Origin of the sequence: Paraburkholderia caffeinilytica (assembly GCF_003368325.1) — a bacterium.
In the GTDB taxonomy this organism is placed as follows: domain Bacteria; phylum Pseudomonadota; class Gammaproteobacteria; order Burkholderiales; family Burkholderiaceae; genus Paraburkholderia; species Paraburkholderia caffeinilytica.
Genome location: NZ_CP031466.1, coordinates 424,967 through 438,504, shown reverse-complemented (window position 1 = coordinate 438,504; position 13,538 = coordinate 424,967). Strand labels below are relative to the sequence as shown.

Here is a 13,538-nt window from a genome sequence, read left to right as displayed (position 1 = left end):
GGTCTTGCACCCGCGTTCACGGTTCGCTGTGCAGTGCGAGCACGCTGGCCAGCCCGGCCTTCGGGCGCGAGAACAGAAAGCCTTGCATCAGCGTTTGCGGCCATGTGCTCAACCATTGCAACTGTGCTTTGGTCTCGACACCGTTCACCACGGCCCGTATGTCGAGCGCATGAAGCAGATCCAGTAACGCCGACATCACCACGCAGGCGCGAGGATCGCGTGGAACCGCTGCCATCAGCTCAGGCGCGATCGTGACGGTGTCCACATCGAGCGCGCCGAGCAGTGCGAGCGAAGATGCGGCATTGCCCCATTTGCCCATCGAGATACCGGTTCCCGCAAAGCGAAGGCCGGCCGTCAAGGTCCGCAAAGACAGCAGACGTGCCGCATCGGCGCTGTCGGGCACTTCGATTTCAAGCAGATTGCCCGGCACGCCATACGAGCGCGCGATGCGCGTGAGGTCATCGGCAAACGATTCGAGCACGGCCACTCGCGCCGGCACCGTGATCGCGACCGGCAGCAGCGTCATCTTCGACGAGAGGCAGTCGCGCAGTTCACGGCACACGCCGTCGATGACGAACAAGGCCATCTCCCGCGCGACCTGCGGGTGCTCGAGCGGCATCATGAAAATGCCGGGAAGCAGCAGCCCGTAGTCGGGATGCGTCCATCGTGCCTGCGCTTCGAGACGCACCAGCGCGCCGCCCGCCGCGCGATAAGTGCCCTGAAACACGAGATGAAATTCGCCCGCGCGCAGACCCTGGCAGACGCGGCTTTCGAGTTCGTTCAGCGCCATGGGATCGTCGCGCGAGTCGTCCCAATCAGTCTGTTCAGCGCAAGCGTTGCGCATGCCGAACGTCGTTGCGAGCGATACAGGCTTTTCATAGTCGAGCGATAGCATGGCGTAGGCGAAATTATTTAACCCGGCTAACGCATGCACATGTCGTGCCAAGCGTCACGCTCACTGCACACGCTAACGGTGACGCTATCCGATAAGCCCGATGGGACAAGGGCTTACGGCGACACGATCAAACGTATCGAGGCGCAATCCAGATCGCCAGATGGTGGGTTAAACGCGAATGTTACGTAGCGTTCCGCATCGACGTTACGGGGTATCGCAAAGAACGTTGAACGCGCGAATACCACAAGTCGATCGTTTCAAACTTGGAAACTGTTTCATGCATAGCGAATAAGATCGCCAAACAACAAGCGATGAATTGAGGCATCGCACCGCAACAATAAAATTTGACCGAGAAAAAAAGATTTACTAGTATCGGCACCAAACGCAGCATGTAACGACTGCGCATTCCTCACACAGTCATTCAAGGCGGCCGATGCTTCAGATCCCCCTCACCGATGCCGATTGGGCGCGTGTTCAGAGTCTTTTTCCCGTGACTCCGTCCGGTCGTGGGCGACCTCGTCGCAGCGATCGCGAGATCCTGAACGCGATACTCTGGGTACAGCAAACGAAGGAAAAGTGGCACAGGCTGCCGGCGACTTTTCCGCCGCAACAGACTTGTTATCTTCGGTATATGACCTGGAAAAAAACAGGCGTTCTTGACCTTGTGAATGAACGCCTGCCCTTGTGCGACCAGACGCTTTCGACTTGCTGAATCGACGGTAGAAATTGCTTTGCATACCGTATCGATTCAAAGGCGAACAGATGTTTCACGAATGGCCTTTGTGGTCGCTCGCGCCCATCGGCGTGTCAGGCCTTGCCGCTCATTCGATCCATCACCGCCAGTAGATCGGCGAGCGACTGCTTGCATTCCGCTGAGTTCGGCGTGCCGGCGCGCAACGCGCTCAGCGCACGGTCGATCGCTTTGTCGACGGTGTGCCAGTCGGCTGCGGCTCGAGGCTTCAGCGAAGGCTCGGCGTCGTCCCACGCGAGCTCCAGATCCTTGATACGCGCCTTGCCGCCCGCGAGATTGCCTTGGTCGACGAGTACCGCGGTGTCGGCGGCGATCTTGCGGAACGACGCAAGATCGCCGAGCTTCGACGCCTTGACTGGCTCGGCTGCCTCGGCCGACGGAAAACCGATCCTGCCCGCCTCGCGATGCCCGAAGCTGATGGCCGAGATGGCAATGAAAGAAGCGATGACTGCTTTGTTGAGCGTGCGTTGATTCATGATGGTTCTCTTCCGTTTGATCCGATATACGATTGAAAAAGGGCTGCGTCTACGGCTTGTCGAGCGCCGCGCGCTCAAGGTTCACCCGCGGCGATAACGCGCGTGGACCGCTGTTCGACTGCACTCGCGAAGATGACCAGCACGACGATAGCGCTCAGAAAGACCACGCTCGTATTGATCGTGCCGAGGCCGACACCGCCGTACGCGCGCGACTGCGAAAGCAGATCGCCGAACGAGGCGCCCAACGGCCGCGTCAGAATGTAGGCGAGCCAGAAAGTCAGCACCGGATTTCCGCCGACGTAGTAGATCGCGCACACCAATGCGATTAGCGCACCGAATGCCGCAACGCCGATCATGAAGCCGAGTCCCAACGCTTCCGTCGCAAGATCGCCGGCCGCAGTGCCCAATGCGAAGGTGAACAGCACAGCGGCCCAGTAGAAAATCTCCCGCCGCGTCGTGTAGATGGTGTGAATCGACAGTGTCCGCTCACTGCGATACCAGAGCGCGAACACCACGGCCAGGGCAAGCGAAAACGCGATCGTGCTGGCATAGAGACTGATGCCGAGCTTGTCCGTCAGTGCATCGGTGATCTGCGTGCCGACCACGCTGACCAGCACCACGGTCAGCCAGTAAATCCAAGGCACGTACTTGCGCATGCGAAGCTGCAAGGCCAATGCGGCAATCAGCAACGTGAGCATCATCCCGCCGGTGAGCGCAGTGCCGAGCCCCACGTGCACGGCCAGATAGTCCGCGCCGGTTTCGCCGACCGTGGTCGCCATGATCTTGATCGCCCAGAAGACAAGTGTTGCCTCGGGCACTTTGTTGCGCATCTCGGCAACACGATAAGTCGAGGTCGCTAGCAAGCTGGTTCTCCCATCAATAGTCATTAATTCGACGTTATGAGCAGGCGCGTCCGTGCCAACTCGATGCGGCGAATAATGCAATGGGGAACCTTAGGAAAACCTTACGGAAGATGCCGATGCAACCACCGGCGCGCGGCAGCCAAATGGATGATCAATCGGGCGATTCAACACCGCCCCGATGCGCTACAACGCCTCGACAAACCCTTCGCACGGTACTTCTTCGCGCAGAATGTAGCCGAGCCCGCGCAAGGTCATGATCTTCGCGCTGGAACCGGCAAGATGCTTGCGCAAGCGGTGAATGTAAATGTCGATGGCATCGGCGCTGGGTTCGTCGTCGAGCGTGAAGACCTTGTCCATCAACGTGGCCTTCGAGACCGTCTTGCCCTGCTTCAGCATCAGCGTTTCGAGGATGGTGTGTTCGCGCCGCCGTAACGGCAAGGGCTCGTTTTGTAATACGAATTCACGCGAATCGAACAGGTAGCGCAGATCGCCGCAGTCGATCGACTGGCCCTTGTCGCCGGCCGCCTGGCGGCGGATCAGCGCCTTGATGCGCGCCACCAGCTCGCGCGCGTCGAAAGGTTTGACGACGTAGTCGTCGGCGCCGGCCGAGAAACAGGCCACTTTGTCGTCGGTCGAGCCGTTGGCGGTGAGCATCAGCACCGGCACGTTGTCGCGCTTGCGCCGCAGACGCGCCAGCACGTCCTTGCCGCCGATGCCCGGCAGCCGCAGGTCGAGCAGCACCGCGTCGTAGCACTGCACGCCGAGCAGCGTCTCCGCCCGTTCGCCGTCCTGCGCCCAGTCAACCACGAAATTCTCGACCTGCATCAGGTTCATCACCCAGCGCGCGAGGTCAGCGTCGTCTTCAACGAGCAGCAGTTTCATAGGGTTCCCCTGATTTGGCGGCGCATCAGGCCGCCGCCGACCATAGTCGCATCTCGACGGTGGCGACCAGGCCGACACCGTCCTCTCCCGGCTCGAGCGTAACCGTGCCGCCTTGCCGCCGGGCGATCTCGCGCACGATCGGCAGGCCGAGGCCGGTTCCGTCAGCGTGGTTCGACGCGCGATAGAAACGTTCGAACACGCGCGCCCTCGCCTCAGCCTTGATACCCGGCCCGTTGTCGATCACACGCACGATCGCCATGTCGTGACTGCGTTGCGTGTGCACCGTGACGCGGCCGCCGGGTTGCGTATAGCGCAACGCGTTGTCGACGAGATTGGTCACGAGCGCCGCGGTCAGTGCTTCGTCGCCGGTCACGTATAAACCGTCCTCCAGTTCGGCGCCCAGATCGATTTCACGCGACTGCGCGAATGCGATCAACTCCTCCAGCACGCCCGCGATCAATGCGCTCAGATCGACCCGTTCGCGCGTACTGGAGGGCGCAGCGGATTCGGCCTGAGCAAGCAGCAACAGTTTGTTGGTCAAGGTAGTCAGCTTGCGGCTGCTTTTATGCATGCCGGCCAGTGCTTCGCTGAGCGGCGCGTCCCGATTCTCGCGTTGCCGCGCGAACTGGATCTGCGCCACCAGCAGCGCAAGCGGCGTGCGCAACTGATGCGCCGCGTCGGAGATGAATTGCCGCTGGGTTGCAGCCTGCTGTCCCATGCGCGCGATGCACTGATTGATCGCTTCGACGATAGGCTTGAGTTCGACGTGCAAGCGCGCCACGCGTATCGGTTCAAGTTGCGACGCGTTCCGGTCGGCGACGTCGTCTTTCACCTTCATCAAGGGCCGCAATTCGAAGGTCAGCCCGAGATAGACGAACACCATGGCGAGCACCAGCGTGAGCACCTCGCCAAATAGTTGCGGCCGCAGCAGGCGCCACAGCATGGCGTCGCGCGAACCTTCCGTTTTCGCAACCGCGACGACAACTTCCTCGGTACGGCCCGAGTCGTATAGCTGCCGCACGTAAGTCGCCGCGCGCACGGGCCGGCCGTCGTCGAGATGCGTGGAATAGAGCATGGGGACGTCGCTCACGCCGCGCGGCAGCGGCAAGTCGGGACTGCCGGCCAGCAGGCGGCGGCCGCTCGCTTCGACGCGATAGAACACGCTATCCTGTTCCGGCGACTCGAACAGCTCGAGCGCGGCCGGCGGAATCTGGACCGACACGTGGCCGTTATCCCAGTCGATGTCCTCGCCAATGATGCGTATCGACGATAGCAACGCGTTGTCCTGAACCAGGTCGGCCGTGGTCTGCGCGTTGCGATACGAGATCATGCCGGAAATGGAAACGAACGCCGCCAGCGGCAGCAGGAGCCACCACAGCAAGCGTCCGCGCAAACTGCCTGAAAACACGATTCGTCGTTCCTCTCTGCTGGATGTCTCCGCTCTATCCCACGTGTGCGGTGGGCGTTCGATGAATCGCCTGCCCAAATTTTAGGGGTACAAATCCTTCTCCAAGCTTTCGATCACGCGTTTCCTGGGCCGATTGCGGGTTTGTCCCGACTCCTTTCGAGGCCGCCGCTTTGAAGGGATTGATTCAAACGGGCCGAGGTTCTTCGGTCGCCGCACGCGGAAACGAGACGCTCACGTGCACGCCTTTGCCGCCTGCGCCCGGCTTGAGCACGATCTCTCCGTGGTGCGCGTCCGCGATTTCACGCACGATGGCGAGGCCCAGCCCGGTCCCTTCGGTATCTGCCGACGCCCGGAAAAACGGCTCGAACACGCGACCGCGCGACTCGGCGGGAATGCCGGGGCCGTCGTCCAGCACCGCCACGGTGGCCGTACCGGCGTCCGCGCTGACAACCACCGTGACGTGACCGCCACGGCCGGTATAGCGGATCGCGTTCTCCGCGAGGTTGGCGATCAGCGCCTGAAGCAGGCCGCGATGCCCCGCCACCGGCGCGGGACCGTTCAGTTCGGCGCCCAGATCGATGTCCCGGTCCTGCGCGAGCAGCGCCAGATCTTCCACCACTTCCATAGCCAGCGGCACCAGATCCACCGTTTCGACCGCTAGTTGCGTGTTGTCGGCGGCCTCTGCCTGCGCGAGCAACAGTAGCTTGTTGGTAAGTCCGACCATTGAACGATTGCTGCGGTGCATCGCGGCGAGCGCCTCGTCGAGCGCGGGATTCAGGCCGTCCTGCTGGCGCGCGAACTGCAACTGCGTGCCGAGCAGCGTGAGCGGCGTGCGCAACTGGTGCGCGGCGTCGGCGATAAAACGGCGCTGCGCGGCGACCTGCACGCCGAGGCGCGCGATACATTGATTGATCGCTTCGACGATCGGCCGCAATTCCGTATGCAGGCGCTCGACACGAATCGGCTCGAGTTGCATGGGGTCGCGGTCGGCGACGTCTTCCTTCACTTTCATCAGCGGCCGCAATTCGAACGTCAGTCCGATGCAGGCCAGCGCAACCGCCAGCACGATCATCTCGATCTGCCGCACGAGTTGCGGCTGCCACAACTGCTGCGCCATCGCGTCGCGCGAGCGCACCGTCTTGCCCACCGTCACCCGTACGCGGCGGGTCGCGCCGTTGTCGTACATCAGGCGCACGAGGCCGACCGCGCGGACGGGCTGGCCGTGGAGCTGGGTGTCGTAGTGATCGGCCGTGTCGGGCGAGAGCGCCGCGCGCTGCGGAAAGTCCGGCGTACCCGCCAGCAGGCGGCCATCGTCGACCCGAACGCTGTAGAACACCTGATCGCGATAGGGCGAGACGAACACTTCAAGCGCGGCGGGCGGCACGTCCACGCTTAGAAAACCGTCCACCCATTCCACTTCACCGGCGATCATCCGCGCCGACGAGACAAGCTGGTTGTCCTGCACCAGGTCCGCCGTGCGCCGCGCGTTGTCGTACTCGGCCTTGCCGGTGACGAACACATACAACGCGAGCGGCACCAGCAACCACCACAGCAGGCGCATGCGCAGGCTATTGGTCATCTTCTTTCTTGCGCAGCAGATAGCCCAGCCCGCGCAACGTGACGATCGCGGCCGAACTGCCGTCGAGCTTCTTGCGCAGCCGCGAAATGTAGATTTCGACCGCGTCCTCGCTCGGCTCGTCCGCGAGCGTGAAGATCGCGTCGACTAGCGCGGGCTTGGTTACCGTCTTGCCCAAGCGCAGGATCAGCGTTTCGAGCACCGAGCGCTCGCGCGGCGTGACGTTCAGCGGCGCGCCCTTCAGCGTGAACTGGCGCGTATCGATGTCGAACGCGAGATCGCCGCACACGACCTCGCTCGCCTTCGACGGCGACTGGCGGCGGATCGCCACCTTGATTCGCGCGACCAGCTCGCGCACTTCGAAGGGCTTGACCAGGTAGTCGTCCGCGCCGGCGCCGAGCAGCTCCACTTTTTCGTCGATCGAGCCGCTCGCCGTCAGAATCAGCACCGGCGTGGCGTCACCGCGCTGGCGCAAACGGCGCAGCACATTCTTGCCCGACAGCTTCGGCAGATTCAGGTCGAGCAGGATCACGTCGTAGTGATTGGTGCGCAGCAAGCGGTCGGCGGCGTCGCCGTCCTGTACCGCGTCGAGCGCGAACGCCTCCTGCTCCAGCATCTTCGCGAGCCAGTGCGCCAGCGTGGGGTTGTCTTCGATGAGCAGCAGCTTCATAGCGGGAACGGCGAATTGGCTAACGCAATGCGCGGCAAAAGTCAGGACGCCGATTGTGCCGTAAAACAGGGGTTTTGCGCGCGGCTTGCGTGATTTGTGGCCCACGTTATGGGGTTTGCCAGGGGGCGGCCACGCGATTGCGGTGGATTCTCGGGTTAACACCCATGATTTGCCCACAGCACCGAAAGCTGCCAGAAGGTTTCCAATTTCTATAATCGCCGTCATTCATCCAGAAAGCGCCGCATCCGCACATCGCCGCGGCCAAACCTAAGGAGACTGCACCATGCGTACCTTGCGCCAGATTGCCGCTGTGTCAGGTGTTGCGTTCACCCTCGCCGCCGCTTCGGCCGCAGCTCATGCGGAGAAGCTCACGATCATGGTCGGCGGCGCCACCAAGATCATCTATCTGCCGGCCAAGCTCACGGAGCAGCTCGGCTACTTCAAGGACGAAGGCCTCGACGTCGAAATCCTCTCGCAACCGGCCGGCGTGGACGCGGAAAACGAACTGCTGGCGGGCGCGGTGCAAGGCGTGGTGGGCTTCTACGATCACACTATCGACCTGCAAAGCAAGGGCAAGGAAGTCCAGGCGCTGGTGATTTTCGGCCAGGTGCCGGGTGAAGTGGAAATGGTCTCCACCAAGGCCTCGGAAACACTCAAGAGCATGGCCGACGTAAAGGGCAAGACGCTCGGCGTGACCGGCCTCGGCTCGTCGACCAGCTTCCTCACGCAATACCTCGCGCAACGCGCGGGCGTGCCGTCCACGCAATACACGCTGCTGCCGGTCGGCGCGGACAACAGCTTTATCGCCGCCATCAAGCAGAACCGCATCGACGCGGGCATGACCACCGAGCCGACCGTCTCGCAACTGCTGAAGACCGGTGACGCCAAGGTGCTGGTCGATATGCGCACGCTGGAAGGCACGCGCGCCGCACTCGGCGGCACGTATCCGGCTTCGAGCTTCTACGTGCAGCGCGCGTGGGCCGAGTCGCACAAGGACGACGCCGCGAAACTCGCGCACGCGTTCGCGAAGACGCTGAACTTCATCGCGACGCATAGCGCGGAAGATATCGCGGCGAAGATGCCGAAGGACTACTACGGCAATAACAAGGACCTGTACGTCGGCGCGCTGAAGGCGTCGCTGCCGATGTTCACGAAGGACGGCAAGATGCCCGCCGACGGCCCGGACACCGTGCTGAAGGTACTGTCGGCGTTCAATCCTTCGGTGAAGGGTAAGCATATCGACCTCGCCAAGACCTACAGCAACGACTACGTGTCGGCAACGGTCAAGACCGCGGCGAAGTAACGCCCTCGAAGTAACGCCCTCGAAGCACAGCCCCATTAAACATCAAGAGAACTGCGAGGCACCAGCCGATGAATCAACCTCTGTCACGCGATACGCCCGCCATCGAGATGCGCAACGTATCGTGCCGTTTCATCTCTCCGGATGGCAAGGCGACGATCGCATTGCGCGACTTCAGCATGTCGGTGGCGCGCGGCGAGTTCGTCGCGGTTGTCGGCCCGACCGGTTGCGGCAAGTCGACCACACTCAGCATGATCACCGGCTTGCTGAAGCCGACCACCGGCGAAGTGCGCGTGATGGGCGCGCCGGTGGACGGCATCGATCCGCGCATCGGCTTCGTGTTTCAGGCCGACGCCGTGTTTCCGTGGCGCTCGGTGATCGACAACGTGGCGGCCGGTCCGCTGTATCGCGGCCGCTCGAAATCCGCCGCGTACGACGAGGCCAACGAATGGCTGCGCCGCGTGGGCCTCGACAAGTTCGGCAAGCACTATCCGCATCAACTGTCCGGCGGCATGAGAAAGCGCGTGGCGCTGGCGCAAACCTTCATCAACAAGCCGGAAATCCTGCTGATGGACGAGCCCTTCTCGGCGCTCGACATGCAGACCCGCACGCTGATGCAGGACGAGCTGCTGCAACTGTGGGGCGGCGCCGGTTCGGTGGTGTTCGTCACGCACGATCTGGAAGAAGCGATTGCGCTGGCGGATCGCGTGTTCGTGCTGACCGCGCGTCCGGCCACGCTCAAGAAAGTGTACGAAATCGATCTGCCGCGTCCGCGCGTCACGTCGGAGGTTCGCTACGACCCACGCTTTATCGAAATCTCGCGCGACATCTGGCACGACCTGCGCGAAGAAGTGCAGATCGGATAACCCAAGGAACGGCAAACATGTCTACTACCCCTCAACAAACGCTGCCTTCGGGCATCGATCCCGCGTCGCTCGCGCAAGTCGAACGCGTCGCGCAAAAACGCATCCGCCAACGCCATGCGCTGGTGATCACGCTGCGCATTGTCGTGCTGGTGGTCGTGCTCGGCGGATGGGAATTGTCCGCCCGCCTGAAGTGGATCGATCCGTTCTTCTTCTCGATGCCGAGTGCGATCTTCGAACAGATCGTCGACTGGTTCGTGAACGGTACGTCGCAAGGACCGCTCCTGACGCAGGTGTGGGTCACGCTGGAAGAGACCGGGCTCGGCTTCATTATCGGTTCGGTGGCCGGCGTGTTCTGCGGCATCGTGCTCGGCCGCAACAAGCTGCTCTCCGACGTGTTCAGCCTCTACATCAAGATCGCCAATTCGATTCCACGCGTGGTGCTCGGCTCGGTGTTCGTGATTGCGCTCGGTCTCGGCATGGCTTCGAAGGTGGCGCTGGCGGTCGTGATGGTGTTCTTCGTGGTGTTCGCCAACGCGTTCCAGGGCGTGCGTGAGGCGGATCGCTACATGATCGCGAATGCGCAGATTCTGGGTGCGTCGCGCCGTCAGGTGACGACCTCGGTGGTGATTCCGTCGGCGTTGAGCTGGATTCTTGCCAGCTTGCACGTGAGCTTCGGCTTTGCGCTGGTCGGTGCGGTGGTGGGCGAGTTCCTCGGCTCGAAGCAAGGTATCGGTCTGCTGATCTCCACCGCGCAAGGTGCGTTTAACGCAAGCGGCGTGTTCGCGGCGATGATCGTGTTGGCCGTGGTCGCACTGGCTGCGGACTATCTGCTGACCGCGGCCGAACAACGGCTGTTGAAGTGGCGGCCGACGGCGGTTTGAGTCGACTGTCAGGTCGTATCTGGAGAAAGGGCGCCGCGGCGCCCTTTTTTTATTCCTTTTTGTTCCGCCTCGCATTCATTCAGCATAACGGACCGAATACAACATACTTTCGAAGCGGCGCGTTTTGCGCTACGTTTGCAACGCTGGCATCACCTGATCGAGCTGATCACGATAGTACGCACAAAAAATCCATCCAATCCCCTGCAGGAGCGATGAATATGAGTGACGTCCACAACGGCGAAGCGGCGGCAAGCGAGGCAAACACGGCGAATGCGACAACTGCGGCAACCGCGCCGAAGGACCGGATCGAGCATGTCGTTCTGCTGTTGATGGAAAATCACTCCTTCGATCAGATGCTCGGCTGTCTGGACGAAGTGCACACCGGTCTGGATGGAATACGCAACGCCGCGTCGAAGTCCAACGATGACGGCAAGGGCAATACGTTCTTCCCCAAGGCGACCCAGGAGCGGCAGATGCGGCACGATCCGGATCACGGACACGAGGCCGTGCTGGCCCAGATCGCGGGAGAAAACGGCGGCTTCGTTCGATCGTTTGCGAACGACTACCCGAAGAGCACCCTCGCCGCGCGCCAGGACATCATGGGCTATTACCCGCGCGGTTTTCTCCCGGCGTTACACACGCTGGGCGAGCAATTCACCGTCTGCGACAAGTGGTTTTCATCGCTACCCGGCCCAACCTGGCCGAACCGTTATTTCGCGCTGACGGGTACGTCGATGGGCGAGGTGGGAATGCCCGCGGGACTCGATGCGCTCAATCCGCGCTGGTACACCGAGCAGGATCAGGACACGATTTTCGATCGCTTGAACGACGCGGAGAAAACGTGGAAGGTCTACTTCTACGACTTCCCCGCGTCGCTGCTGCTGAAAAACCAGCGTCGAGCGGAAAACCTCGCCCATTACCGGCTGTTCGACACGTTCTTCGAGGATGCAGCCGGTCCCGCGAACGAGTTTCCGGCGTTCGTTCTCATCGAGCCGAAATACTTCGGCGAAGCACAGAACGACGATCATCCGCCGCACAACACCATGAAGGCCGAGAAGCTGATCGCCGATACCTACAATGCGCTGCGTTCCAATCCGGCATTGTGGGAGAGCACACTGTTAGTCATCCTGTACGACGAGCATGGTGGATTCTTCGACCATGTGCCTCCGCCGTCGAACGCAGTGGCGCCCGACGACAACACGGACAGCTTTGACTTCACCCAACTCGGCGTGCGGGTCCCCGCCATTCTCGTTTCTCCATGGTGCGATCGAGGCGTGTGCCATGCGCAATTCGATCATTGCAGCCTCCTGAAATACCTGTGTGACAAGTGGACGCTTGCACCGCTCGGCAATCGCACCCAGGCCGCGGCAAGCATCGGACTGGCGATCCGCTCAGCGGGAATTGCCCGGACCGATACGGCGCCTTTTATCCGCGTGACCAATCAATCGCTGATTGCGGAACACGTGGAGCTGGAAAGGAAGTCGTCGAACGGCAATCAGCACGGACTCCATCATTTCGCGGATTACTTGCACACAGAACTGGATAAATTAGCCGCGGATCTGGTGCTGTCAGCCGCGCACCTCGCGCTGACCGAGACCCGATGGGTTCGGTTAAAGAGCGCACTCGGCTCCGCGATGATGCGTTTTGGGCAGTGGCTCAGCAAAGACTTCTATCAGGTGCGCGATGATCGTGAAGCGCGCACCGGGCAGGCCTTCACGCGACTCGCACAGTCCACGAAGGCCCAGGCGAAGACGCCGCAAGACGCTTCCCCGGTTGCGGCATCGCGCTTGTAGCAAACCGTGCGCGCAAGGGCCCATCAACCAAAGCACGCCTTTTTTATTTCAAATTTCGCAACAAACAATACCTGAATTGATGATTACTCCGGCCAGATCGCAAAACTACAATGCAATCACTGACTGCGAACAAGACTGCTCGTAGCAAGATAAAGACTGAACTGGAGGTAGTTCATCATGAAATCGCTCATTCAAGCCGTTGTTATCGCCGCTGCGCTGGCCGCTCCTGTTGCCTCGTTTGCACAATCCAACCAGCCGGTGACCCGCGCCCAGGTGCGCGCGGAACTGATTCAACTCGAAAAGGCCGGTTACGAGCCGGGCCGCTCCGACCCGTACTACCCAGCTGATCTCCACGCTGCGCAAGCCCGTGTCGCCCAGCAAAACGGCACCGCACAAGCCGCGGAAAGCAGTTACGGCGGTGGGATGAATGGCGCGTCGCAGTCGGGCCGTCCGGTTCCGGCGAACGGTCCGGCGTCGGTTTATTTCGCCAACTAAGCTTTGCCAACCAGGCTGACACGCGAGGCGGCAAGCTCAACAGGCTAGCAATCGGGCTGTTCAGCGGAACAAATCGCAGCGGCTTCGCTGTGTACCCTGATCGACCGCCGCGCGCACAAAATAGTCACGCACCTTGATTCAAACGAACTGGCCCGCGACCGAGTATCCCCGATCGCGGGCCAGTTCTGTATTCGATACCTCCGTCATCGGGCTCCCGATGACTTCGCCTGGACCGTCACGGTCTGGGCGCTTTTTGTTTATGCCGTGCTATGCCTGATCGACCCCTCTGCGGCGCAAGGCTGCTGGCGTCATTCGCGGGCGATCAGATCGCCGACCTGGCCACGGCCCGTAACGAGACAACTCGACAGGAAATTTTCACCCTGGCTGCTCGCCCCGGCGTCGCCGAAACCCTTTTTCATCGCGTTCGACTTGACCAGCTCCGCGCCTTGGTGGCACGTAATTGTCCCCATCTCTCCGGCTTGCGCGCGCATCAGCGCCCTATCCGCCATCAAATAGCCAAGCAACAAGACCACTGCAATATTGAACGCTTGTCTCATGGTTCGTCTCCTCTTTTGAAGAGACTAACGCGAACCATCGATGCAGGATGCTAGGGGTTTCCCGATTGGTGGCCGCTGCGCAATCAGGTTGCGCGCGCAACGATGCGAACGGGTTCATATAACAA

14 protein-coding genes are annotated in these 13,538 nt (G+C 61.5%); 6 read left to right on the top strand and 8 right to left on the bottom strand.

The window, feature by feature from the left end; genetic code table 11:
• Positions 1 to 16 precede the first annotated feature (16 nt).
• Positions 17 to 844 (bottom strand): EAL domain-containing protein, encoded by an 828-nt coding sequence (locus DSC91_RS02055; RefSeq protein WP_244218018.1) that lies wholly within the window; start codon positions 842 to 844, stop codon positions 17 to 19.
• A gap of 484 nt (positions 845 to 1,328) precedes the next feature.
• Here DSC91_RS02055 and DSC91_RS38635 point away from each other — a divergent pair, with 484 nt between their 5' ends.
• Positions 1,329 to 1,607: a transposase gene (locus DSC91_RS38635; protein WP_115776597.1), complete on the top strand. Its 279-nt coding sequence runs from the start codon at positions 1,329 to 1,331 to the stop codon at positions 1,605 to 1,607.
• Between the two features lie 95 nt (positions 1,608 to 1,702).
• Here DSC91_RS38635 and DSC91_RS02045 read toward each other — a convergent pair whose 3' ends face one another.
• The 6 genes from DSC91_RS02045 to DSC91_RS02020 all read right to left on the bottom strand — a co-directional run bounded on the left by DSC91_RS02045 (position 1,703) and on the right by DSC91_RS02020 (position 7,521).
• Positions 1,703 to 2,122 carry a histidine kinase gene (locus DSC91_RS02045; RefSeq protein WP_208645728.1) on the bottom strand — a complete coding sequence of 140 codons (420 nt, stop codon included), beginning with the start codon at positions 2,120 to 2,122 and terminating at the stop codon, positions 1,703 to 1,705.
• Between the two features lie 74 nt (positions 2,123 to 2,196).
• Positions 2,197 to 2,952, bottom strand: coding sequence for a COG4705 family protein (locus DSC91_RS02040; protein WP_115776596.1), 756 nt, complete (start codon positions 2,950 to 2,952; stop codon positions 2,197 to 2,199).
• Between the two features lie 216 nt (positions 2,953 to 3,168).
• Positions 3,169 to 3,867 (bottom strand): response regulator, encoded by a 699-nt coding sequence (locus DSC91_RS02035; RefSeq protein ID WP_115776595.1) that lies wholly within the window; start codon positions 3,865 to 3,867, stop codon positions 3,169 to 3,171.
• 25 nt (positions 3,868 to 3,892) lie between these two features.
• Positions 3,893 to 5,275: a sensor histidine kinase gene (locus DSC91_RS02030; protein WP_115776594.1), complete on the bottom strand. Its 1,383-nt coding sequence runs from the start codon at positions 5,273 to 5,275 to the stop codon at positions 3,893 to 3,895.
• Between the two features lie 184 nt (positions 5,276 to 5,459).
• Positions 5,460 to 6,854, bottom strand: coding sequence for a sensor histidine kinase (locus DSC91_RS02025; protein WP_115776593.1), 1,395 nt, complete (start codon positions 6,852 to 6,854; stop codon positions 5,460 to 5,462).
• Complete coding sequence (locus tag DSC91_RS02020; RefSeq protein ID WP_115776592.1) at positions 6,844 to 7,521, bottom strand: response regulator; 678 nt, start codon at positions 7,519 to 7,521, stop codon at positions 6,844 to 6,846. The genes DSC91_RS02025 and DSC91_RS02020 overlap by 11 nt, the downstream gene beginning before the upstream one ends.
• 283 nt (positions 7,522 to 7,804) lie before the next feature.
• On the opposite strand from DSC91_RS02020, the gene DSC91_RS02015 reads away from it, so the two are divergent.
• The 5 genes from DSC91_RS02015 to DSC91_RS01995 all read left to right on the top strand — a co-directional run bounded on the left by DSC91_RS02015 (position 7,805) and on the right by DSC91_RS01995 (position 12,856).
• Positions 7,805 to 8,824, top strand: coding sequence for an ABC transporter substrate-binding protein (locus DSC91_RS02015; RefSeq protein WP_115776591.1), 1,020 nt, complete (start codon positions 7,805 to 7,807; stop codon positions 8,822 to 8,824).
• Positions 8,825 to 8,892: 68 nt separating this feature from the next.
• Positions 8,893 to 9,687 carry an ABC transporter ATP-binding protein gene (locus tag DSC91_RS02010; RefSeq protein WP_054035532.1) on the top strand — a complete coding sequence of 265 codons (795 nt, stop codon included), beginning with the start codon at positions 8,893 to 8,895 and terminating at the stop codon, positions 9,685 to 9,687.
• A 17-nt stretch (positions 9,688 to 9,704) separates the two neighbouring features.
• Complete coding sequence (locus DSC91_RS02005) at positions 9,705 to 10,568, top strand: ABC transporter permease (protein ID WP_115776590.1); 864 nt, start codon at positions 9,705 to 9,707, stop codon at positions 10,566 to 10,568.
• Positions 10,569 to 10,786: 218 nt separating this feature from the next.
• The gene (locus DSC91_RS02000; protein ID WP_373291952.1) at positions 10,787 to 12,361 is read left to right on the top strand and encodes an alkaline phosphatase family protein; all 1,575 of its coding nucleotides are present in this window, start codon (positions 10,787 to 10,789) and stop codon (positions 12,359 to 12,361) included.
• A 177-nt stretch (positions 12,362 to 12,538) separates the two neighbouring features.
• A complete protein-coding gene (locus DSC91_RS01995; RefSeq protein WP_115776588.1) occupies positions 12,539 to 12,856 on the top strand; it encodes a DUF4148 domain-containing protein in 318 nt (105 codons plus the stop codon).
• 308 nt (positions 12,857 to 13,164) lie between these two features.
• Here DSC91_RS01995 and DSC91_RS01990 read toward each other — a convergent pair whose 3' ends face one another.
• Entirely contained in the window at positions 13,165 to 13,413 is a 249-nt protein-coding gene (locus DSC91_RS01990) for a hypothetical protein (protein ID WP_115776587.1), read from the bottom strand.
• Positions 13,414 to 13,538 lie beyond the last annotated feature (125 nt).

Excerpts from the sequence above, each read along its gene's own strand:
- DSC91_RS02055 (WP_244218018.1), bottom strand. The coding sequence starts at position 844 with ATGCGCAACGCTTGCGCTGAACAGACTGATTGGGACGACTCGCGCGAC.
- DSC91_RS02010 (WP_054035532.1), top strand. The coding sequence starts at position 8,893 with ATGAATCAACCTCTGTCACGCGATACGCCCGCCATCGAGATGCGCAAC.
- DSC91_RS02015 (WP_115776591.1), top strand. The coding sequence starts at position 7,805 with ATGCGTACCTTGCGCCAGATTGCCGCTGTGTCAGGTGTTGCGTTCACC.
- DSC91_RS02005 (WP_115776590.1), top strand. The coding sequence starts at position 9,705 with ATGTCTACTACCCCTCAACAAACGCTGCCTTCGGGCATCGATCCCGCG.
- DSC91_RS01990 (WP_115776587.1), bottom strand. The coding sequence starts at position 13,413 with ATGAGACAAGCGTTCAATATTGCAGTGGTCTTGTTGCTTGGCTATTTG.
- DSC91_RS02035 (WP_115776595.1), bottom strand. The coding sequence starts at position 3,867 with ATGAAACTGCTGCTCGTTGAAGACGACGCTGACCTCGCGCGCTGGGTG.
- DSC91_RS02025 (WP_115776593.1), bottom strand. The coding sequence starts at position 6,854 with ATGACCAATAGCCTGCGCATGCGCCTGCTGTGGTGGTTGCTGGTGCCG.
- DSC91_RS01995 (WP_115776588.1), top strand. The coding sequence starts at position 12,539 with ATGAAATCGCTCATTCAAGCCGTTGTTATCGCCGCTGCGCTGGCCGCT.
- DSC91_RS02045 (WP_208645728.1), bottom strand. The coding sequence starts at position 2,122 with ATGAATCAACGCACGCTCAACAAAGCAGTCATCGCTTCTTTCATTGCC.
- DSC91_RS38635 (WP_115776597.1), top strand. The coding sequence starts at position 1,329 with ATGCTTCAGATCCCCCTCACCGATGCCGATTGGGCGCGTGTTCAGAGT.
- DSC91_RS02000 (WP_373291952.1), top strand. The coding sequence starts at position 10,787 with ATGAGTGACGTCCACAACGGCGAAGCGGCGGCAAGCGAGGCAAACACG.
- DSC91_RS02040 (WP_115776596.1), bottom strand. The coding sequence starts at position 2,952 with ATGCGCAACAAAGTGCCCGAGGCAACACTTGTCTTCTGGGCGATCAAG.
- DSC91_RS02020 (WP_115776592.1), bottom strand. The coding sequence starts at position 7,521 with ATGAAGCTGCTGCTCATCGAAGACAACCCCACGCTGGCGCACTGGCTC.